This window comes from Sphaerisporangium dianthi (assembly GCF_042654065.1).
Lineage (GTDB): Bacteria > Actinomycetota > Actinomycetes > Streptosporangiales > Streptosporangiaceae > Sphaerisporangium > Sphaerisporangium dianthi.
Window position 1 is genome coordinate 16,913 of sequence record NZ_JBHSFP010000011.1, and the last position, 18,979, is coordinate 35,891.

Consider the following 18,979-nt stretch of genomic DNA (forward strand, 5'->3'; position numbering starts at 1 on the left):
GGTCACCCGCACGCGTGGGGTGGCCGTCCCTCCTCCGGCCCGGCCCCGGTGCGCGACGTCACGCGCCGGGGCCGGGCGCCGGGGGAAGAAGGAGGTGATGTCGTGCCGGCCAGCCACAGACCCCGTGACCGGCGGACCGTCGCGGACGACGACCGCTACGAGTACGGCGCGCCCGGCGAGGACGCCGTCGACCCCCTTGACCCCGTGGACTCCATGGACGACTACGGGGTCCCTGAAACCGATGAGACGGAGCCGGAGGCCCGGCGCCCGGCCGGGAGGGCCAGGACGTCCCGGCGCCTGACGGCGTCCACCGCCGGTCGCGCCGCGCTGGACTACATGGCCGAGCTGACCGGCAAGGGCGTCGAGGGCGTCACGCTGGTGAAGCCGGCGGGCGACGGCTGGACCGTCGAGGTGGAGGTGGTCGAGGACCATCGGATCCCCTCCTCCGGCGACACCCTGGGGATCTACGCCATCGACCTCGACTCCGAGGGGGACCTGGTCTCGTACCGGAGGGTGCGCAGCTACAAGCGCGCCAAGGGCGACACGGGCGGAGCGTACTGACATGTCCCAACCGACGGGTTCCGCGCGGGGGATGTCCTCCTACGGCTCGCCGCAGCGCGCGCCGGCCCGCGACTCGGGCGGCAACCTCGGCGACATCCTGGAGCGGGTGCTCGACCGCGGCGTGGTGATCGTGGGCGACATCCGCGTGAACCTGCTGGACATCGAGCTGCTCACGATCAAGCTGCGCCTGCTGATCGCGTCGGTCGACACGGCGCGGGAGCTCGGCATCGACTGGTGGGAGCACGACCCTTGGCTCAGCTCCAAGGACAGCGATCTGGTCGAGGAGAACCGCCGGCTCCGGCGCCGCCTCGCCGCGGCCGAGGGCGGGCGCCTCCCGGCGCAGGACGAGCGGACCCTCGCGGCGGAGGCGCGGATCGCCGTGGAGGACGAGCGGATCGCGGTCGAGGAGCCCGGACCGCGCCGGGCCGGACGCCCGGCGAAGGGCAGGGCCCTCGACCAGGACCGCGGCCGCGAGCCCTCCCGCCGCCCGCGCCGATGGGAGGACGAGGATGGCTGATCGGGAGCGGCGCCCACCGTCCCTGTCCTCCCGGATGACGCGGGAGGAGGAGCATCGTGGCTGACACCGGGACCTACCTGTACGCGATCACCCGTGCGGACGACCAGCCGGGTCCGGGCGTGCTGGAAGAGCTGAAGGGCGTGGCCGAGGCGCCCGTGCGGGTGCTCGCGCGCGCCGGGCTCGCCGCGTACGTGAGCACGGTGCCGCTGGAGGACTTCGGCGAGGGGCCGCTGCGGCGTTCGCTGGAGGATCTGGACTGGGTCGGCGAGACGGCCCGCGCTCACCACCGCGTCGTGGAGGCCGTCGCGGGGGCCGCCTCCTCCACCGCCCCCGTGCGCCTGGTCACCGTGTACAGCGGCGACGACCAGGTTCGCGACCTGCTCGATCATCGGCGCGAGGAGTTCAGCGCCGTCCTCTCGCGCGTGGCCGGCAGTCAGGAATGGGGCGTCAAGGCCTACGCGCACCAGCCCGAACAGCCGGCAGCCCCGGACGCCCCCGCCGCCCGGCCGGGACCCGCCGGGACGACGCCCGCCCCCGGCTCCGCCGAGCCTGGAGGCGGCGAGCGTGGGAGCGGCGAGGGACGGGCGGCCGCGAGGCCTGGCACCGACTACCTGCGGCGACGCAAGGCCAGCCTCGCCAGCCGGGACGACGCCTGGCGCGAGACCACCGAACGCGCCGAGATGATCCACGCCACGCTTTCCGAGGTGGCGCGGGCCGGCACCCGCCACCGTCCCCAGGACCCCCGGCTGTCGGGACGCGACGACTGGATGCTCCTGAACGGCGCCTACCTTGTCGACGACGAACGCCGTGAGGAGTTCGCCGCCACGCTGGACGCCCTCCGGGGCCCCGGCGTGGAGATAGAGCTCACCGGCCCCTGGGCCCCGTACTCCTTCACCGCCCTGGAGACGGGCGGCATCGGTACCACTACCGGGGAGGACCGCGACCGGGCCGACGCCTGCGACGACCTCCGGACGCGGGACCGCGGGGAAGGGGGCCGCGATGGGTCGTGAGATGGCGCCGCGCGGGGCCGAACTGGCCGCTCAGGGACGGCTGCCGGCCGAGCGGGTCGCGCTGGTCGATCTGCTGGACCGCCTGCTCGCCGGCGGCGTCGTGATCACCGGCGACCTGGTTCTGTCCATCGCCGACATCGACCTGGTGCGCATCTCGCTGCGGGCGCTGATCATGTCGGTGCGGGCGTCCGAGCCGCTGCAGATCGGAGTCCCTCATGAGCAGCCCACACCGTGAGCCCGCCCCGCCGGACCGGTCCCCCGGACCGGACGGCGCCCGCCCCGAACCACACCTCCGTCCGAACCCCGCCCCACGAGCGGCAGAACCGGACCTCCGTCCAGATCTCGGCCGGCGACCGGCCGGACCAGGTACCCGTCCAGAGCCCGGGGCGAGGCCGGCCGAACCGGGCCCCCGTCCGGAACCAGGGCCCGGGCCGGCGGCTGGGCCTGAGCGGGCGGGATCGGGGCCTTACCGGGAACCGGGCCGGTCGCGCTCCGGGCCGTGGCGGCTGGACACCGCTCCGGAGACGGTGGAGCGTGACCTCACCCGCCTGGTGCTCACCCTCGTGGAGCTGGTGCGGCAGCTCGTGGAGCGGCAGTGCGTACGCCGCATGGATCAGGGCGACCTGTCCGACGACCAGATCGAGACGCTGGGCCTGACGCTGATGCGGCTGGAGGAGGCGATGACCGAGCTGTGCGAACGCTTCGAGCTGTCGCCCTCCGACCTCAACCTCGACCTGGGACCGCTCGGCACGCTCCTGCCCACCGACTGAGGCCGGCGGCATCGACCGGCCGGCCCGGTTCGCGTGGGCCGGTCCCTCAGAGGGCGATGCCGAGGAGGGCGTCGGCGGTGGCCCGGACGAGCGCGGGGGCGCCGGGGTCGTCGCCCTCTCCCGCGAGCGCGCGGGTGGCCCAGTCGTCGATGGCCTCCAGCGCGCCCGGCGCGTCGAGGTCGTCGGCCATCCGCTCGCGGACGCGCTGGAGCACCGGCCCGGCGTCGGGGCCGGACGCGCGGTCGACGGCCGAACGCCAGCGCGCCAGCCGTGCCGTCGCGGTGTCGATCTGGTCGCCGGTCCACTGCCAGTCTTCGCGGTAGTGGTGGGCGAGCAGCGACAGCCGCACCCCCATGGGGTCGTGTTCGGCGCGGAGCCGGTGCACGAAGATCAGGTTTCCGCGGGACTTCGACATCTTCTCGCCGTCGAGGCCGACCATGCCCGCGTGCACGAAGGCGCGGGCGAACGGCCACTCCCCCGTGGCGACGTGCCCTTCGCTCGCGCCCATCTCGTGGTGCGGGAAGATCAGGTCCGAGCCGCCGCCTGACACGTCGAACCCGGCGCCGAGGCAGTTCAGCGCGATCGTCGTGCACTCGACGTGCCAGCCCGGGCGGCCGGGGCCGAACGGCGAGGGCCAGGACGGCTCGCCCGGACGCTCGGCCCGCCACAGCAGCCAGTCGAGCGGGTTGCGCTTGCCCGGGCGGTCGGGGTCGCCGCCGCGCTCGGCGAACAGCGTGAGCATCTGCTCCTCGGAGTACCCCGAGACGGCGCCGAACTTGGGAGCGGCGACGGCCGAGAAATAGACGTCGCCGTCCACCATGTAGGTGGCGCCCTTGTCCTTGAGCCTGTCGATCAGCTCGACCACCTGGCCGACGACCTCGGTGACGCCGACATAGTCGTCCGGCGGGATGATGCGCAGCGCCTCCATGTCGGTGCGGAAGAGCTCGATCTCCTTGGCGGCAAGGTCCTGCCAGTCGACGCCGGTCTGCTGGGCGCGTTCGAGCAGGGGGTCGTCCACGTCGGTGGTGTTCTGGGTGTAATGCACCGCGTGGCCGGCGTCCCGCCACGTCCTGTACGCGAGATCGAAGGCGAGGTAGGTGTTCGCGTGCCCGAGATGGGTGGCGTCGTAGGGCGTGATGCCGCAGACGTACATCCGCGCCGTGGGCCCTGGGGAGGTCTCCCTGACCCCCCTGGCCGAGGTGTCGTGGAGCCGGAGCGGAAGGCCGGCGCCGGGCAGCGAAGGGATCTCGGGAGCAGACCACGATTGCATGTCATGAGCCTATCCATGTGGCCGAGTGGTGCGATCACCCCGGGGTGTCCGTTTTGGGGCTGAGGTGTCCAGCGAGGGACGATGGCACAAAACGGTACTTGGTCACGTTCCAACGTGGCAGAATCTTGCCGCCGTGGGTAGGGGGGCGTCGGCACTTAGCGTTCGCATGCCGAGGGAGATCTCGATTGCCGGCTTCAAGGCCCCTGGGGCCCACCGATCCCACCACGATCGCCTCATACCGGGTGACTGGGCGGATCGGTGAAGGCGGCCACGGCGTCGTGTACGCCGCCGAGACCGAGACGGGCGCGCGGGTCGCGGTGAAGCTGCTGCACCGGCGCTTCTCCGAGGAAGAGCAGGTGCGGCGCTCGTTCGGCGTCGAGCTGCGCCGGGCGCAGCGCGTGACCGGCCCGGGCGTGGCCCGCGTCCTGGCCTACGGCATGCACGACAAGCGGCTGTACTACGCCAGCGAACTGGTCGACGGCTCGTCCTTGTGGGAAGTGGTGGAGCGGAAGGGCCGCCGGTCGGGGGACGCGCTCATCGAGATCGCCCTCGGGACGCTGACGGCGCTGACGGCCATTCACCAGGCGGGCGCGGCGCATGGCGACTTCGGGCCGTCGAGCGTGCTGCTGGGTCCGCAGGGGCCACAGGTCATCGACTTCGCGGTCGGGCGCGTGCTCGACCGCCCGCTCGCGGCGGGCGGGTTCGCGGGCGCGTCGCCGTTCACCGCGCCCGAGCATCTGGCGGGCACGATCCCCGGCCCCGAGAGCGACATGTTCGCCTGGGCGGGCACGATCGTCTACGCCGCGACCGGGCGCGCCCCGTTCGGCCAGGACTCGGTTCCGGCGGTGGTCAACCGCATCTTGAACGGCGTGCCCGACCTGTCGGCGCTGAGCGGCACGCTGCTGGACGCCGTCACCGCCTGCTTGGACCGGAACCCGGCCAGGCGGCCCGCCGCCCGTGAGCTGCTGGCCCGCCTGGAAGGAGTCGAGCCGGGCCCCGGCTTAACCCCGAGCCCTGGCGCCGACCCCGGCTTCGGCCCCGGCCCCGGACGCACTCCCAGCCCAGGCTTCGGCCCTGGTCCAGGCCCGGACCTCGGCCCCGGGACCGTTCCCGGCCCGAACCTCGGCCCGGGCCCGAACCTCGGTCCCGGCCCGGGCTTCGGTCCCGGTGCCGGTCCTGACCCGAACCTGGGTCCGGGTTCCCGCGCCGGTTCCGGCGCGGGTTCCGGCCCCGGCCGCGGTGCCGGCCCCGATCCCGGCCACGGTACCGGCCCGGGCTACGGGTCCGGCCCTGGCTACGGGTCCGGTTTCGGAGGTGGACCTGGCGGCGGACCCCGCGTCCCGCCCTCGGAGACGCGCGCCTGGCCGCCGGAGCCGCCTGCCGCACGACCCGCGGCCCCGCCGCAGGCCTACAGCGGGCCGATCCCACTGAGCTCGCGGCCGCTTTGGCACGGCTCGGAGGAGGTCCCCCCGCCGCAGGCCGGGCCCGCCGCCTCGCCGCCCCCGGCGGCCGAAACGACCGTCCCTCCCGCGGAGGCCCGTCATGCCGTCCCGTCACCGGCGGGCGGCGCCGCCTTCCCGCGGCCGGACGGCGACCGGCTCTCCTCGGCGGCGGAGGCGACCGGGCCCATCCCGGTCCTGGGAGCGGACCGGCCGTCCACCACGCCTGGCTCTGGCCTGCCTCCGGCCTCGGCCGGCGGTGACCGGCAGCGGCGGCACAGGCGCACCCGCGTCATCGTGGCGGTGGCCGGAGGCCTCGCGCTGGCCTCCGCCGCGGCCATCGTCGCCATCACCTCCGGCGGTGATCCTCAGCAGCAGGCCCCCGAGGCCGCCCCGCCGCCGCCCGCACCGGCGCAGAGCCTCGCGACCCCCAGCGCGGCGGAGTCGCCCCCGCTGACCGACCCCACCCCGGTCCCTTCGCCGTCCAGGACGACGCCGGAGCCGACCAAGACGCCGGAGCCGACGCCGAAGGCGCCGCCGACACGGGCGGTCAAGCCGGTGCTGATGGTCAGCCCCGCCCGCATCCGCATCAGGTCGGACTACATCTCCTATGTGAACATCAAGCTCAGGGCGCCGGGCGGGGCCGTGCGATGGCGAGCCACCATCACCGAGGGCAGCGTCCTCAGTTCCAGCAAGGGGCACATCAGAGCGGGCAGCTCGGCCACGATCACCGCCTACGGCACCCCGTACTGCAGCACCTCCAAGGTCCGCTTCACCTCCAACGGCGGCAGCAGGACGGTGACGATCATGTGGGGTGGCATCCTCTGCTGAGCGCCCGGCCAGCGCCACCCGGCCGGCCGCCCTCTGCCGCCGTCCGTCCCCGTTACGGGGAGGGTGCTGGAGGCAGGGCGGTGACCTGGTACCAGGAGGAGGGGTCGGCGGGGTCCGGGCAGAAGTCGTAGCGCGGCGCCTCGCCGCCGAGAGCGACCAGCGTGATCGAGGAGGTGCCCCACAGCCGCCCGTCCGGAAGCTCCCTGCGCACCACCAGCGCCCTGGGGTCGGAGACGTCCAGCCCCGCGCCCGAGGCGAGCCGCCGCCACTGCCGCCACGTCGCCTCGCCGGCGTCGCGCGCCGACGGGCGCACCGCCGAGGCGAAGCGCGGCCGGAAGAACGCGACCCGCGGGTCGGCCTCACCGGTCTCCCAGCCGCTGTTGACCACGATGTGGGCGCCTGCCGGGAGCTTGGCCTCGGTGACGCCGTGCCCGTCCCAGCTCCACAGCCGCGCGCCGCCGGGGTCGGCGACGAGCAGGTGGAACGGGTCATAGCAGGACAGGTCGACGTCGGGCGGCTCGCCGAGGACCGCCGCCTCCAGCGGCAGGTCGCCCCGGGTCCTGCGGACCCGCTCGGGCGCGGCGGCGCCGCATCCGTTCAGCAGCGCGGCGACCCGCGGGCCGCCGGGGTCCACGGCCAGCCAGGTGCCGCCCGCCGACAGGTCGCGCCCGCCGACCACGGCGGGATGCCTGGGCCAGTGGGCCGCGGGGGGCTCCCACGGCCGCGACAGGATCTCATCGCGCACCCCGGCCAGCACCACCGGAGTCTCCGCGCCCGGTTCGACGCTCACGATCACCGTGCACACGCCCGTTCCCTCCGTATCGGTAGAGATGGACACATCTCCCGAAGGGTACGACCTGGGGCGGGCGATCAGATAGGCGGCCAGGGGATCGCGGGCCAGTCCTCCGAGGGGGAGGGGTGGACGCCGGTGCTGAGCAGCCGGCGCACGCGCTCCCAGGTGGCCTCGACCTCCGAGAGGGTCAGCAGTTCGCGCAGCCGCCGGCCGAGCCTGCCGCGCTCTATGTCGCGCTCGAGCCTGGCAAGGACGTTCACCGCCTCGCGCGGGAGGGGCTTGCCGCGCCACTGCCACAGCACGGTGCGAAGTTTGTCCTCGGCGGAGAAGCAGACGCCGTGGTCCACTCCATAGATGTGCCCGTCGGGCAGGGGCAGCAGGTGGCCGCCCTTGCGGTCGGCGTTGTTGACCACCGCGTCGTAGATGGCCATGCGGCGCAGCGCCGGGCTGCGGCTGCGGATCAGGGCCATGAGGTCGACGTCGGGGTCGGTGTCGATCCAGAGCTGGCACATGCCGGGGCCGAACGGCCCGTCGCGGTAGACGCTCGGCGGCACGATGCGCCAGCCGGTCGCGGCCGACACCTCGAAGGCGGCGACCTCGCGCGCGGCGAGCGTGCCGTCGGGGAAGTCCCACAGAGGCCGCTCGCCTCTGACGGGCTTGTAGACGCATTCGGCGACGAGCCCGTCCAGGCGGATGGAGCAGTAGAGCGTCATGTTGGTCGCCTCGACCAGCCGGCCCGCGACCTCGATGGTGCCCTCGCGCAGCAGGCGCAGGGCGGTGACGTCGTCCAGTCCGGACGCGCCGGGGATGCTGCTGAGCCGGGGGTCGCTCTCTGCACTCACGTGCGGTCCCCCCGATGGCCGTTCAAACGCACGCAGATGTGCCCGTCGGCGTCCAGCGGCTGCCCGCAGAGCGGGCACGGCGGCCGGCCGGCCGCGACGAGCTCCAGGGCCCGCTGGGTGAACGCGCGGGCCGCGGCCGCGGTGATGTGCACGCGCAGGACGGCCGATTCGGGCGCGTCCTCGTCGATCGTCTCGTCCTCTTCTTCGTCATCGGTGACCTCTTTGGCCTCGATGACCACCTGCGAGGTGTCGGGGTCCCAGGCCAGGGCCATGGTGCCGACCCGGAAGTCCTCGTCGATGGGCAGGTCGAGGGGGCCTTTGTCGGCGAGTTCGACCGGCGCCATGGCGGGCACCGGAGCGGTGCCGCCGCTGCGGCGCAGCACCTCGTCGAGCAGTTCGTCGAGGCGATCGGCCAGCACCGCCACCTGGAACTTCTCCAGGCCCACGGTCGTCACCCGCCCGTGACCGCGGGCTTGCAGAAAGAAGGCGCGTGACCCCGGCTGCCCAACGGCACCCGCCACGAACCTGTCTGGCGGATCGTAGTCGAAGACCGGCATAGCCTGACCTTACGTGGTCCCGGCTCCGCCGCCGACAGCGGCGTCGCTCCCGGTGAAATTTTCTCCCCCGTCTTTCCCCTCCGAACCCTCGGCGTGCACCGGTGGGGGTAGGAGATTTTCCACCCCGCCGCCCACATCGTTGATCCTGAGGACAAAAGGCCGCAGGGCCGTGTAGCGGATCACCGTGAGGGAGGCCGGGTCGGCCGTGATGCGCTGGAACTGGTCGAGGTGGGCGCCGACCGCGTCGGCGACGATCGCCTTGATCACGTCCCCGTGGCTGCACACGAGATAGACCGCCTCGTCGCCGAGCTTGGCGTTCCAGTGGCGCACGGCGGCGACGGCGCGGCGCTGGACGCCGGCCAGCGACTCGCCGCCCGGGAAGACCGCCGCGCTCGGGTGCTGCTGCACCACCCGCCAGAGCGGATCTTCGGCCAGCTCCTTCAGCGGGCGCCCCGTCCACTCGCCGTACCCGCACTCGCCGAAGCGGTCGTCACTGGCGAGCTCGAGCCCTTCACGGCCGTCCAGGATCGCCCCGGCGGTCTCCTGACATCGCTCGAGCGGGCTTGACACGACGGCGTCCAGGCGCAGGGGCGCCAGCCGCGCGGCGAGGGCCTCGGCCTGGGCGCGGCCTCGCTCGCTCAGATGGACCCCTGGGGTCCACCCCGCGAGCACCGGCCCCGTCATGTCGGTCAGACCGTGCCGCACCAGAAGCAAAGTGGTCACAAAGCAAGCTTATTGGGCCGTGATCACCCCTAGAGACAACAGTGTCAGCAGAAAGGCCCCGATGAAGACGCGGTAGGTGACAAAAATCATCATGGAGTGTCGCGTGATGTACCGGAGCAACCAGGCGATCGAGGCGTACCCAACGACGAACGACACGACGGTGGCGATGATGGTCGGCACCAGGTCGGGCCCGCCGCCCGCGCCGACGTCGCGCAGCTCGAACAGCCCCGAGAGCACCACCGCGGGGATGGAGAGCAGGAAGGAGTAACGGGCCGCCGCCTCGCGGGTGAATCCCAGGAAGAGCCCGCCGGTGATGGTCGACCCCGAGCGGGACGCCCCGGGGACCAGGGCGAGAGCCTGGAATCCGCCGATGATCAGCCCCTGCCGCAGCGTCAGCTCGCTGATCGGCGCGCGCTGCCGGCCGATCTGCTCGGCCAGCAGCAGGAGCAGGCCGAAGACGATCAAGATGGTCGCGTTGATCCACAGGTTGCGGGCGGGACCCTCGATCTGGTCCTTGAACACCAGCCCGAGCACGCCGAGCGGGATGGTGCCGAGGCCGATGTACCAGCCCATGCGGGCGTCCATGTCGCCGCGCAGCTCCGGGGTCCACAGGCTGCGCAGCCAGGTCCAGGCGATGCGCACGATGTCGCGCCAGAAGTAGATGACCACGGCCAGCATCGTGCCGAGCTGGATCACCGCGGTGAACGCCGCTCCCGGATCCCCCCAGCCGAACAGCCGCGGGACGATGAGCAGGTGAGCGGAGCTGGAGATGGGCAGGAACTCGGTGAGCCCCTGCACGATGCCCAGCACGACGGCTTGCAGTGCGTCCATAGTGCGCGCCAGCCTAGGGCAGGCGGGCGGCGCGGGTGGGCGGCGCGGGTGTGCGACCGGCAAGGATCGCGCCGACGCCGTGATGGGAAGGCGCGTCGTGCGGTATAGGCCCGGATGAGACGTTCCAACGCGGTAACCTGGCCGGATCATGGATCAGCGAATGGTCGGGCGCAGCGGTCTTTCGGTGTCACGGGTGGGGCTGGGCACCATGACCTGGGGGCGCGACACCAGCGCGGAGGAGGCCGCCGCGCAACTCGTCGCCTTCGCCGACGCCGGGGGCACACTGGTCGACACCGCCGACGTCTACGCGGGCGGCGACGCCGAGCGCCTGCTCGGCCGCCTGTTGCGCGACGCGGTGCCGCGCTCGCAGATGGTCGTCGCGACCAAGGCGGTGCTCACGCCCCGGGGCCATCGGTCCCGCGACGCCTCGCGCCGGGGCCTGCTGTCCGCGCTGGACGCCTCCCTGGCCCGCCTGGGCGTGGACGAGGTCGACCTGTGGCAGCTGCACGCCTTCGACGCCGAGGTGCCGCTGGAGGAGACGCTGGCGGCGGTCGACACCGCCGTCGCCTCCGGCCGCGCGGCGTACGCGGGGGTGTGCAACTACGCGGCGTGGCAGCTCGCCGCGGCGGGGGTGTGGCAGCGTTGCGCGCCTGCGCGCGCGCCCATCGTCTCGGCGCAGGTGGAGTACTCCCTGCTGGCCCGGGAGGCCGAGCGTGAGCTCCTGCCCGCCGCCGAACACGTCGGCGCGGGGGTGCTGGCGTGGTCGCCGCTCGGGCGCGGGGTGCTGACCGGCAAGTACCGGGTGGGCATCCCCGCCGACTCCAGGGCCGCGACGCCGCACTTCGCCGACTTCGTCCAGCCCTATCTCGACGAGCGGTGCCGCCGCGTCGTCGAGTCGGTCACCACCGCGGCCGAAGGGCTCGGAGTGTCCCCGCTCGCGGTGGCCCTGTCGTGGGTGCGCGACCAGCCCGGGGTGGCCGCGGCCATCGTCGGGGCGCGAACGCACGCCCAGCTCAAGGGAGTGCTCCAGGCCGAGGAGCTGACGCTGCCGGTGGAGATCCGCGAGGCGCTCGACGACGTCTCCGCCGTCGACCCGTGAGCCTTCGCGGCCGAGGTGAGCGGGCGGTCTAACGGGAATCCCGCTCGCGTATCACTACTCGGTACCGAATCGCACCTTTTCACGGAAAGACCGGCGTGATATCACACGATGGTCTTGAAGACTGCGGGAGGGGAGCCCCAGGTCTTCCGGTTGCATGGGTGGAGATTATGGAGGGGCGACCATGCGCAAAGGCACGACCGCCATTTCGGTGGGAGCGCTGACGCTGGCACTGGCGGGGGGGACCGCTCTGCTGGTGGCGACGCCGGCCGCCGGATCATCGGCCGGGGCGGACGGCTGCGGCCGTGGCGCGTTGGTCCTGTCCGGCCTCACGGGGAAGGTGTGCGACCTGCTGGGCGAGGTCGGGAACGCGATCGGCGATCCCGGCGGCGACGGGCTCGAGCCCGTGACCGACACGGTCACCGATGTGGCCGACGACGCGCTCGAACCCGTGACCGACACGGTCACCGACCTGGCCGACAACGCGCTCGAACCCGTGACCGACACGGTCACCGACCTGGCCGACAACGCGCTCAAGCCCGTGACCGACACGGTCACCGACCTGGCCGACGACGCGCTCAAGCCCGTGAAGGACTCCGTCGAGGACCTCGGCGACGACGCGCTCAAACCGGTGAAGGACTCCGTCGAGGACCTCGGCGACGAACGGCTGAAGCCGGTGACCGACCGGGGCGAGAAGACCACCGGCAAGCGGGCCGGCGGTCCGTCGCCCACGGCCGAGCCCGCCTCCCCCGGCACGCCCTCCGCGACCGCCTCCCAGAGTCCGGCCGTGCCGCGCGACGTCTCCGGAGGTGACCTGCTGGAGCTCGACGCCGGCTGCCTGCCCCTGGTCGGCTCCGGCGACTGCGGCGGGAGTGACCGGAGCGAAATCCCTCCGGCGTCCAAGCCGCCCGCCGGAACGGACCGTTCCACGCCTTCGCCTCCCCCTTCGGCCCCCCCGGACGTCCGGCCGGGCGAGACCGGGGAGGCCCCCTCAGATGGGCTCGCGCCGGAAGAGGAGTCCCTTCCCCCGGGCGGCGCCGGAGCGGGCCTGCCCGTGGACCGTGCCACACCCCAGGCCCGCGTGCCCGAACCGCCCTCCGCGGACGTGGAGGCGCCGCCGGTGGTGACGCTGTGGCCGGGCCTGCCGCTGCCGTCGCTGGCCGGAGACCCGCGGGCGCGCACCGCCGTGCCGAGCAAGCCCTACGACGTCGTCGGCACCGTGCTGACCGCGGTGCTGCTGGCTTCGGCGATCCTCGCGGCCCGCATCGTGCAGTCGCGCCGGGACGCCGACGCGCCCCGGTCGATGCCGTTCGACGGCATGCGTCCCTCCGACGCCGGCCGCCACCGCCTGGCCTGAGCCGGCGGGGCGGCCTTGAGGCCAGAGACAGCGGTGAGGGCGAAGACAGCGGTGAGGGCGGAGCCGGTCAGGCGCCGATGGCGTGGACTCCGCCGTCCACGTGGACGATCTCGCCGGTGGTGGCGGGGAACCAGTCGGACAGCAGGGAGACGCAGGCCTTGGCGGCGGGCACCGGGTCGGTGAGGTCCCACCCGAGGGGCGCCTTGGCCGGCCAGCTCTCTTCGAACTCGGTGAAGCCGGGGATGCTCTTGGCGGCCATGGTGCGCAGCGGCCCGGCCGCCACCAGGTTCACCCGGATGCCGTGCTTGCCGAGGTCGCGGGCCAGATAGCGCGAGCAGGACTCGAGGCCGGCCTTGGCCACGCCCATCCAGTCGTAGACCGGCCACGCCTTGGTGGCGTCGAAGTCGAGGCCGACGACCGAGCCGCCCTCCTTCATCAGGGGCAGGCAGGCGACCGCCAGCGACTTGAAGGAGTAGGTGGAGATGTGCACGGCCGTGGCCACGTCCTCCCAGGACGTGTTGAGGAAGTTGCCGCCGAGGGCCGTCTGCGGCGCGAAGCCGATCGAGTGGACCACGCCGTCCAGGCCGTCGAGGTGCTCGCCGACGCGGTCGGCCAGGGTGTCGAGCTGCTCGGTGTTCTGCACGTCGAGCTCGATCACCGGCGGGGGCTCGGGAAGGCGCTTGGCGATGCGCTCGACCAGGCTCAGGCGGCCGAAGCCGGTGAGCACGATGGTGGCGCCCTCCTGCTGGGCCAGCTTGGCGACCGAGAAGGCGATGGAGGCGTCGGTGAGCACGCCGGTGACGAGCAGCCGCTTGCCGTCGAGGATTCCCATGTCAGTGCCCCATTCCAAGACCGCCGTCGACCGGGACGACGGCCCCGGTGATGTAGGCGGCGTCCTCGCTGACCAGGAACCTGACCACCCTTGCGATGTCGGCACTGGTCGCGGCCCTGCCGAGCGGGATGTTGCGCAGTATGGCGTCCTGCTGCTCGGCGTCCAGGGCGGCCGTCATGTCGGTCTCGACGAAGCCCGGAGCCACGACGTTGACGGTGATGCCGCGCGACCCGAGCTCGCGCGCCAGCGAGCGGCCGAAGCCGATCAGGCCGGCCTTGGAGGCCGCGTAGTTGGTCTGGCCGGCCGAGCCGAGCATGGCCACGACCGAGGACATGAGCACGATGCGCCCGCGGCGCATGCGCAGCATGCCGCGGCTCGCCCGCTTGGCGACGCGGTAGGCGCCGGTGAGGTTGGTGTCGATGACGTCGGCGAAGGCGTCTTCCTTCATCAGCGGCAGCAAGGTGTCCCTGGTGACGCCGGCGTTGGCCACCACGATCTCGACGGGGCCGTGCTCGGCCTCTGCTTTGGAGAAGGCCACGTCGACGTCTTCGGAGCTGGTGACGTCACACTTCACACCGAACAGGCCCTCGGGGGGCTCTCCTGAGCGGTAGGTGACGGCGACGGCGTCACCGGCGGCGGCCAGCTCGCGGGCGATCGAAAGGCCGATCCCGCGGTTGCCGCCGGTTACGAGTACTGATCGAGGCATGGGCACGACGCTATCGCCTACTCGCAGGTAAACCCATATCCGCGCCATACAAGATCACGCGGCTAGGATCGTGGACATGCGCCAGATCGATCCCGACTTCCTCGCCCTTCCGCTCAGGCGGCTGGCGGACGCGGCCCTGCAGCGCGCCCGAGAACTGGGCGCCGAACACGCCGACTTCCGGCTCGAACGCGTGCGCGGCGAGACGCTGAGCCTTTTCGACGCCCGTCTCGAAGGCTCCATGGACGCCGACGACCTCGGCTACGCCGTCCGGGTCATCCGCGAGGGCACCTGGGGCTTCGCCGCGGGCATCGAGCTGACCCCCGAGGCGGCCGCCGGCGTCGCCGAGCAGGCCGTGAAGGTCGCGCGGGTCGCCGCCGCCGTCAACCGCGAGCCCGTCGAACTCGCCGCCGAGCCGGTGCACGACCAGGTCACGTGGGTGTCGCCCTACGACGTCGACCCCTTCTCCGTGCCGATGAAGGACAAGGCCGCCCTGCTCGCCGACTGGTCGGCCGGCCTGCTGAAGGACCCGCGCGTCGACCATGTCTCCGCCTCGCTGATGCAGGTCAAGGAGCAGAAGTTCTACGCCGACACCGCGGGCACGCAGGCCACCCAGCAGCGGGTGCGCATCCACCCGGTGCTCACCGTGATGCGGGCGGCCGATGGCCGCTTCGACGACATGCGCACGCTGGCCCCGCCCGCCGGCCGCGGCTACGAGTACCTCACCGGCACCGGCTGGGACTTCCCCGCCGAGCTCGTCACGCTGCCCGAGCTGCTGGAGGAGAAGCTCAAGGCGCCCTCGGTCGAGGCGGGCGTCTACGACCTGGTCATCCATCCCTCCAACCTGTGGCTGACCATCCACGAGTCCATCGGGCACGCCACCGAGCTCGACCGGGCGCTCGGCTACGAGGCGGCCTACGCGGGCACGAGCTTCGCCACCTTCGACCGGCTCGGCACGCTCGACTACGGCTCGCCGATCATGCACGTCACCGGCGACCGCACCGCCGAGCACGGCCTGGCCTCGATCGGCTACGACGACGACGGCGTGGCGACGCGCCAGTTCGACATCGTGCGGGGCGGCACGCTGGTGGGCTACCAGCTCGACCGGCGCATGGCGCTGCTGAAGGGCCTCGGCCCCTCCAACGGCTGCGCGTTCGCCGACTCCCCCGGGCACATGCCCATCCAGCGCATGGCCAACGTCTCCCTCCAGCCCGCCCTCGACGGCCCCTCGACCGACGAGCTGATCTCGCGGGTCGAGCGCGGCATCTACGTCATGGGCGACAAGAGCTGGTCGATCGACATGCAGCGGTACAACTTCCAGTTCACCGGCCAGCGGTTCTACCGCATCGAGGACGGCCGGCTCACCGGGCAGGTGCGCGACGTGGCCTACCAGGCCACCACCACCGACTTCTGGCGCTCGATGGAGGCCGTCGGCGGTCCCGCCACCTACGTCCTCGGGGGCGCCTTCAACTGCGGCAAGGGCCAGCCGGGTCAGGTGGCGCCCGTAAGCCACGGGTGTCCCTCGGCGCTGTTCCGCGGGGTAAAGATCCTCAACACCGTTCAGGAAGGTGGAAAGTGACTCCTCAGGAGACCGTCGAGCGTGCCCTTGCCCTCAGCAAGGCCGACGAATGCGTCGTGATCGTCGACGAGGGGTCCACCGCGAACCTCCGCTTCGCCGGCAACACCCTGACCACCAACGGCGTGGCCCGATCCTCCCGGCTCACCGTCATCTCGATCACCGGACGGGGCGCCGGCGTCGTCTCGCGGTCGGCGGTGCGTCCCGACCAGCTCGCCGACGTGGTGACCGCCGCCGACCTCGCCTCCCACGAGGCGCTCCCCGCCGAGGACGCCCGGCCGCTGGTCGCCGCGGCGCAGTCGGCGCACTGGGACCGCCCCGCCGAGTCGACCTCGATCGAGGTGTTCGAGCGGTTCGCGCCGGCGCTCGGCGAGGCGTTCGCCGGGGCGGAGGCCGCCGGCCGCAGGTTGTACGGGTTCGCCGAGCACATCGTCACCTCGACCTTCGTCGGCTCCTCCAGCGGGCTGCGGCTGCGCCATGACCAGCCGACGGGGCGTCTCGAACTCAACGCCAAGTCGCCCGACATGGCCCGCTCCGCCTGGACCGGCGTGGCCACCAGGGACTTCACCGACGTGGACGTCGCCTCGCTGGACGAGACGCTCGGGCGGCGCCTCGACTGGGCCAAGCGCCGCGTCGCCCTGCCTGCCGGGCGCTATGAGACGCTGATCCCGCCCACGGCGGTCGCCGACCTGATGATCTACCTGTACTGGTCGGCCGGGGCCAGGGACGCCGCCGACGGCCGCACGGTGTTCTCCAAGCCGGGTGGCGGCACCCGGGTCGGCGAGTCGCTGTCGGCCTCACCGGTGCGCCTGTACAGCGATCCCGCCGCCGGCGGCATCGAGTGCGCGCCGTTCGTGGTCGCCCACGCGAGCAGCCGCGAGCGTTCGGTCTTCGACAACGGGCTGCCGCTGTCGAGGACCGACTGGATCGGCGACGGCGCCCTGGCGGCGCTGCTGCAGACCCGGCACTCCGCCGAGCTCACCGGGCTGGCGGCGACTCCCGCGATCGACAACCTGATCATGGCGGGGCCAGAGGACGGGCGCTCGCTGGAGGAGATGATCGCCTCCACCGACCGCGGCCTGCTGCTGACCTGCCTGTGGTACATCCGCGAGGTGGACCCGCAGTCGCTGCTGCTGACGGGCCTCACCCGCGACGGCGTCTATCTCGTGGAGAACGGCGAGGTGGTCGGCGAGGTGAACAACTTCCGGTTCAACGAGAGCCCCGTCGACCTGCTGGGCCGACTCACCGAGATCGGCCGCGCGGGGCAGACCCTCCCCCGCGAGTGGAACGACTACTTCACCCGCACCGTCATGCCCCCGGTGCGGGTGCCCGACTTCAACATGTCGACGGTCAGTCAGGCCAGTTGAGCCGCCTCCCCCCGGTGCCGGGGCGCCCCGGCACCGGGAGCGTCGCCTGCCGTCAGGAATCCTCCAGGCGGAAGCCGACCTTCATCCCGACCTGGAAGTGGCTGATCTCTCCGTCCAAGATCTGGCCGCGCACCTCGGTCACCTCGAACCAGTCGAGGTGGCGCAGGGTCTGGGCCGCCCGGCGAACGCCGTTGCGGATCGCCTGGTCCACGCTCTCGGGCGACGTGCCGACGATCTCGGTCACGCGGTACGTACGATCGCTCATCGATGTCTCCTTAGCGTCGGCCTTGATCGTATGACGCCCGCCCGCCTCATGGCCGCCGTCGTCCCCGACGACTTCGCGGACTAACGTGGTTCTTGTGAGGTTTCGGCGCGGCCGCACGGTCGTACATGAGGTCACCAACGCGAGGCCCTCGCTGACGGCCGACATCGGTCGCCGGGAGAAGCGTTATTTCATCCAAATGGGCATTCGCACCATTTGTCTGATTCTCGCCGTAGTACTGGAGGTCCCCTGGCCCGTCCGGGCGCTTTTCGTCGCCGGGGCCATCTTCCTGCCGTACATCGCCGTCGTGGGCGCGAACCAGCCGGGCACCGGCGCGAGCAGCGCCTTTGACGAGGAACGACCTAACCAAACCGAGATACCACGGCACCGACGCGAGATCGGGTCGTGACAAACTCTTGACGCACCCCATGGGTTGTAGGTGTACGCTTTAAGCAAGCGCTCTGGTCCCCCGTCGGAGCGCTCGTGCCGGCGTTCCGGGCCCCCGTCGGAACGCCGATGAAGCGACGCCGGGTGGTTTGCCCCCGTAACCACCCGGCGTCGCCCATTTCCAGATATATTCGCCGGTCAAATGCGTCCGGCACTTCCCCCGGCGCGCGCGGCGCTCAACGGTCGCCGAGGGTCTCCTCCGTCGCCTGGCCCCAGTTCTCCGCCATCGCCGACAGGCGCTCGGCCGCCCGCGGCGGCGCGGTGCCCGCGCCCTGCGCCAGCCCGAGCAGGTAAGCCGTGAGCGGCGCGGCAGGACGGGCCACCCCATGGGCGACGTCCCTGGTCAGATCGAGGACGGCGTCCCTGTCGACCCGCTCGGGGTCGATGCCCAGCTCTTTGCAGACCAGCGCCGTCCACTCAGCGAGCACGTTCATGTGGTCCCCTTCGTGGTGAATCTTTCACGAAATCGCTTGCGTGCCTTCACGGGCGCTCACGATCGGCCGCCGCGTGAGGGCCGGACGACGGCTCGGCGACCCCGCGCGGCGTCAGCCGCCTGGCGTCCCGCACATCGTCGATCGTGTCGCAATCGAACCACGGAACCAGGCCGCCGTCGCCCACCGGGAGCGCGAGCCGCGCCGGGTCCAGCGGACCGAGCAGCCCGTACAGCGACCGCCCCCCATACCCGGCCAGGGCGCGCGACAGGGTCTCGGCGCGCCAGACGCCGGTGAGCCACTGCTCGCGGCCGCCGTCGTCGACGAGCACCGCCCCCCGCCGGCCCTGAGCGGCCGACAGCAGCGCCGTCACATGCTCGGGCAGCAGGAAGGGCAGGTCGGCGGCGAGCAGCGCCACCCAGGGCGCGCGCGACCGGGTCAGGCCCGCGCGCAGAGCCGGGACGGGGCCGCCGCCGGGCGGGTGCTCGCGGACGAACTCGGCACGGGGCAGCCCGGGACGGCGCGGGCCGACCACGATGAGCCGCCCGGCGCCGGGCACCGCGGCCACGACCCGCTCGACCAGGGTCAGGCCGCCGACGCTGACCCCTGGCTTGTCCTCGCCGCCGAGCCGGCGCGCCAGGCCTCCGGCCAGCACCACCGCGTCGTAGGGCGGCCCGGCCGGGGCCGCCGCGTCGCGGGAGGGCCCGGCGGGCTCGGCAGGGGCCACGGCGTCGCCGGGCGGCCCGGGCGGCGCTGCGCCCATC

At 72.8% G+C, this 18,979-nt stretch carries 22 protein-coding genes; 11 read left to right on the top strand and 11 right to left on the bottom strand.

Annotated elements, in window-relative coordinates; translation table 11 throughout:
- Window positions 1-102 precede the first annotated feature (102 nt).
- From ACFO60_RS17800 to ACFO60_RS17820, 5 genes are all read left to right on the top strand, one after another.
- Window positions 103-561, top strand: coding sequence for a gas vesicle protein GvpO (locus ACFO60_RS17800; protein ID WP_380841492.1), 459 nt, complete (start codon window positions 103-105; stop codon window positions 559-561).
- A 1-nt stretch (window position 562) separates the two neighbouring features.
- The gene (locus ACFO60_RS17805) at window positions 563-1,078 is read left to right on the top strand and encodes a gas vesicle protein (RefSeq protein ID WP_380841493.1); all 516 of its coding nucleotides are present in this window, start codon (window positions 563-565) and stop codon (window positions 1,076-1,078) included.
- Between the two features lie 56 nt (window positions 1,079-1,134).
- Entirely contained in the window at window positions 1,135-2,088 is a 954-nt protein-coding gene (locus ACFO60_RS17810; RefSeq protein ID WP_380841495.1) for a GvpL/GvpF family gas vesicle protein, read from the top strand.
- Window positions 2,078-2,323: a gas vesicle protein gene (locus ACFO60_RS17815; protein WP_380841496.1), complete on the top strand. Its 246-nt coding sequence runs from the start codon at window positions 2,078-2,080 to the stop codon at window positions 2,321-2,323. The genes ACFO60_RS17810 and ACFO60_RS17815 overlap by 11 nt, the downstream gene beginning before the upstream one ends.
- 271 nt (window positions 2,324-2,594) lie before the next feature.
- Entirely contained in the window at window positions 2,595-2,858 is a 264-nt protein-coding gene (locus ACFO60_RS17820) for a gas vesicle protein K (protein WP_380841720.1), read from the top strand.
- 46 nt (window positions 2,859-2,904) lie between these two features.
- On the opposite strand, the gene mshC is transcribed toward ACFO60_RS17820, so the two are convergent.
- Complete coding sequence (gene mshC, locus ACFO60_RS17825; RefSeq protein WP_380841497.1) at window positions 2,905-4,128, bottom strand: cysteine--1-D-myo-inosityl 2-amino-2-deoxy-alpha-D-glucopyranoside ligase; 1,224 nt, start codon at window positions 4,126-4,128, stop codon at window positions 2,905-2,907.
- Window positions 4,129-4,370: 242 nt separating this feature from the next.
- On the opposite strand from mshC, the gene ACFO60_RS17830 reads away from it, so the two are divergent.
- Window positions 4,371-6,398 carry a serine/threonine protein kinase gene (locus tag ACFO60_RS17830; RefSeq protein ID WP_380841498.1) on the top strand — a complete coding sequence of 676 codons (2,028 nt, stop codon included), beginning with the start codon at window positions 4,371-4,373 and terminating at the stop codon, window positions 6,396-6,398.
- Window positions 6,399-6,450: 52 nt separating this feature from the next.
- Here ACFO60_RS17830 and ACFO60_RS17835 read toward each other — a convergent pair whose 3' ends face one another.
- From ACFO60_RS17835 to ACFO60_RS17855, 5 genes are all read right to left on the bottom strand, one after another.
- A complete protein-coding gene (locus ACFO60_RS17835) occupies window positions 6,451-7,203 on the bottom strand; it encodes an NRDE family protein (RefSeq protein WP_380841499.1) in 753 nt (250 codons plus the stop codon).
- A 65-nt stretch (window positions 7,204-7,268) separates the two neighbouring features.
- On the bottom strand, window positions 7,269-8,033 hold the full coding sequence (locus ACFO60_RS17840; protein WP_380841500.1) for an SCO1664 family protein: 765 nt from the start codon (window positions 8,031-8,033) through the stop codon (window positions 7,269-7,271).
- Window positions 8,030-8,590: a DUF3090 domain-containing protein gene (locus tag ACFO60_RS17845; protein WP_380841501.1), complete on the bottom strand. Its 561-nt coding sequence runs from the start codon at window positions 8,588-8,590 to the stop codon at window positions 8,030-8,032. Before ACFO60_RS17845 ends, ACFO60_RS17840 begins: the two co-directional genes overlap by 4 nt.
- A 9-nt stretch (window positions 8,591-8,599) precedes the next feature.
- Window positions 8,600-9,313: a histidine phosphatase family protein gene (locus ACFO60_RS17850; protein ID WP_380841502.1), complete on the bottom strand. Its 714-nt coding sequence runs from the start codon at window positions 9,311-9,313 to the stop codon at window positions 8,600-8,602.
- Between the two features lie 9 nt (window positions 9,314-9,322).
- On the bottom strand, window positions 9,323-10,144 hold the full coding sequence (locus ACFO60_RS17855) for an undecaprenyl-diphosphate phosphatase (RefSeq protein WP_380841504.1): 822 nt from the start codon (window positions 10,142-10,144) through the stop codon (window positions 9,323-9,325).
- A 148-nt stretch (window positions 10,145-10,292) separates the two neighbouring features.
- On the opposite strand from ACFO60_RS17855, the gene ACFO60_RS17860 reads away from it, so the two are divergent.
- Complete coding sequence (locus ACFO60_RS17860) at window positions 10,293-11,243, top strand: aldo/keto reductase (protein ID WP_380841505.1); 951 nt, start codon at window positions 10,293-10,295, stop codon at window positions 11,241-11,243.
- A 181-nt stretch (window positions 11,244-11,424) separates the two neighbouring features.
- On the top strand, window positions 11,425-12,597 hold the full coding sequence (locus ACFO60_RS17865; RefSeq protein ID WP_380841506.1) for a hypothetical protein: 1,173 nt from the start codon (window positions 11,425-11,427) through the stop codon (window positions 12,595-12,597).
- 67 nt (window positions 12,598-12,664) lie between these two features.
- Here the strand turns inward: ACFO60_RS17865 and fabI are convergent, their stop codons facing one another.
- Together fabI and fabG are read right to left on the bottom strand one after the other, a co-directional pair.
- Window positions 12,665-13,429 (bottom strand): enoyl-ACP reductase FabI, encoded by a 765-nt coding sequence (gene fabI, locus ACFO60_RS17870; protein ID WP_380841508.1) that lies wholly within the window; start codon window positions 13,427-13,429, stop codon window positions 12,665-12,667.
- 1 nt (window position 13,430) lies between these two features.
- Window positions 13,431-14,135 carry a 3-oxoacyl-ACP reductase FabG gene (gene fabG / locus ACFO60_RS17875; RefSeq protein ID WP_380841509.1) on the bottom strand — a complete coding sequence of 235 codons (705 nt, stop codon included), beginning with the start codon at window positions 14,133-14,135 and terminating at the stop codon, window positions 13,431-13,433.
- A 76-nt stretch (window positions 14,136-14,211) separates the two neighbouring features.
- Between fabG and ACFO60_RS17880 the strand changes: the two genes are divergently transcribed.
- Both ACFO60_RS17880 and ACFO60_RS17885 read left to right on the top strand, forming a co-directional pair.
- Window positions 14,212-15,711 (top strand): TldD/PmbA family protein, encoded by a 1,500-nt coding sequence (locus tag ACFO60_RS17880; protein ID WP_380841510.1) that lies wholly within the window; start codon window positions 14,212-14,214, stop codon window positions 15,709-15,711.
- Window positions 15,708-17,075 carry a metallopeptidase TldD-related protein gene (locus ACFO60_RS17885; protein ID WP_380841512.1) on the top strand — a complete coding sequence of 456 codons (1,368 nt, stop codon included), beginning with the start codon at window positions 15,708-15,710 and terminating at the stop codon, window positions 17,073-17,075. Before ACFO60_RS17880 ends, ACFO60_RS17885 begins: the two co-directional genes overlap by 4 nt.
- 52 nt (window positions 17,076-17,127) lie before the next feature.
- Here ACFO60_RS17885 and ACFO60_RS17890 read toward each other — a convergent pair whose 3' ends face one another.
- On the bottom strand, window positions 17,128-17,340 hold the full coding sequence (locus tag ACFO60_RS17890; RefSeq protein ID WP_380841513.1) for a dodecin: 213 nt from the start codon (window positions 17,338-17,340) through the stop codon (window positions 17,128-17,130).
- 94 nt (window positions 17,341-17,434) lie between these two features.
- Between ACFO60_RS17890 and ACFO60_RS17895 the strand changes: the two genes are divergently transcribed.
- Window positions 17,435-17,746, top strand: a complete 312-nt coding sequence (locus tag ACFO60_RS17895; RefSeq protein ID WP_380841514.1) for a DUF3099 domain-containing protein — start codon at window positions 17,435-17,437, stop codon at window positions 17,744-17,746.
- A gap of 214 nt (window positions 17,747-17,960) precedes the next feature.
- On the opposite strand, the gene ACFO60_RS17900 is transcribed toward ACFO60_RS17895, so the two are convergent.
- The gene (locus tag ACFO60_RS17900; RefSeq protein ID WP_380841515.1) at window positions 17,961-18,218 is read right to left on the bottom strand and encodes a DUF6457 domain-containing protein; all 258 of its coding nucleotides are present in this window, start codon (window positions 18,216-18,218) and stop codon (window positions 17,961-17,963) included.
- 46 nt (window positions 18,219-18,264) lie between these two features.
- A complete protein-coding gene (gene mobA, locus ACFO60_RS17905) occupies window positions 18,265-18,978 on the bottom strand; it encodes a molybdenum cofactor guanylyltransferase (RefSeq protein WP_380841517.1) in 714 nt (237 codons plus the stop codon).
- Window position 18,979: the final 1 nt, after the last annotated feature.

Coding starts and splice junctions, on each gene's coding strand:
- fabI (WP_380841508.1), bottom strand. CDS start 13,429: ATGGGAATCCTCGACGGCAAGCGGCTGCTCGTCACCGGCGTGCTCACC.
- ACFO60_RS17815 (WP_380841496.1), top strand. CDS start 2,078: ATGGGTCGTGAGATGGCGCCGCGCGGGGCCGAACTGGCCGCTCAGGGA.
- ACFO60_RS17845 (WP_380841501.1), bottom strand. CDS start 8,590: ATGCCGGTCTTCGACTACGATCCGCCAGACAGGTTCGTGGCGGGTGCC.
- ACFO60_RS17865 (WP_380841506.1), top strand. CDS start 11,425: ATGCGCAAAGGCACGACCGCCATTTCGGTGGGAGCGCTGACGCTGGCA.
- ACFO60_RS17805 (WP_380841493.1), top strand. CDS start 563: ATGTCCCAACCGACGGGTTCCGCGCGGGGGATGTCCTCCTACGGCTCG.
- ACFO60_RS17900 (WP_380841515.1), bottom strand. CDS start 18,218: ATGAACGTGCTCGCTGAGTGGACGGCGCTGGTCTGCAAAGAGCTGGGC.
- mobA (WP_380841517.1), bottom strand. CDS start 18,978: ATGGGCGCAGCGCCGCCCGGGCCGCCCGGCGACGCCGTGGCCCCTGCC.
- ACFO60_RS17890 (WP_380841513.1), bottom strand. CDS start 17,340: ATGAGCGATCGTACGTACCGCGTGACCGAGATCGTCGGCACGTCGCCC.
- mshC (WP_380841497.1), bottom strand. CDS start 4,128: ATGCAATCGTGGTCTGCTCCCGAGATCCCTTCGCTGCCCGGCGCCGGC.
- ACFO60_RS17860 (WP_380841505.1), top strand. CDS start 10,293: ATGGATCAGCGAATGGTCGGGCGCAGCGGTCTTTCGGTGTCACGGGTG.
- ACFO60_RS17880 (WP_380841510.1), top strand. CDS start 14,212: ATGCGCCAGATCGATCCCGACTTCCTCGCCCTTCCGCTCAGGCGGCTG.
- ACFO60_RS17855 (WP_380841504.1), bottom strand. CDS start 10,144: ATGGACGCACTGCAAGCCGTCGTGCTGGGCATCGTGCAGGGGCTCACC.
- fabG (WP_380841509.1), bottom strand. CDS start 14,135: ATGCCTCGATCAGTACTCGTAACCGGCGGCAACCGCGGGATCGGCCTT.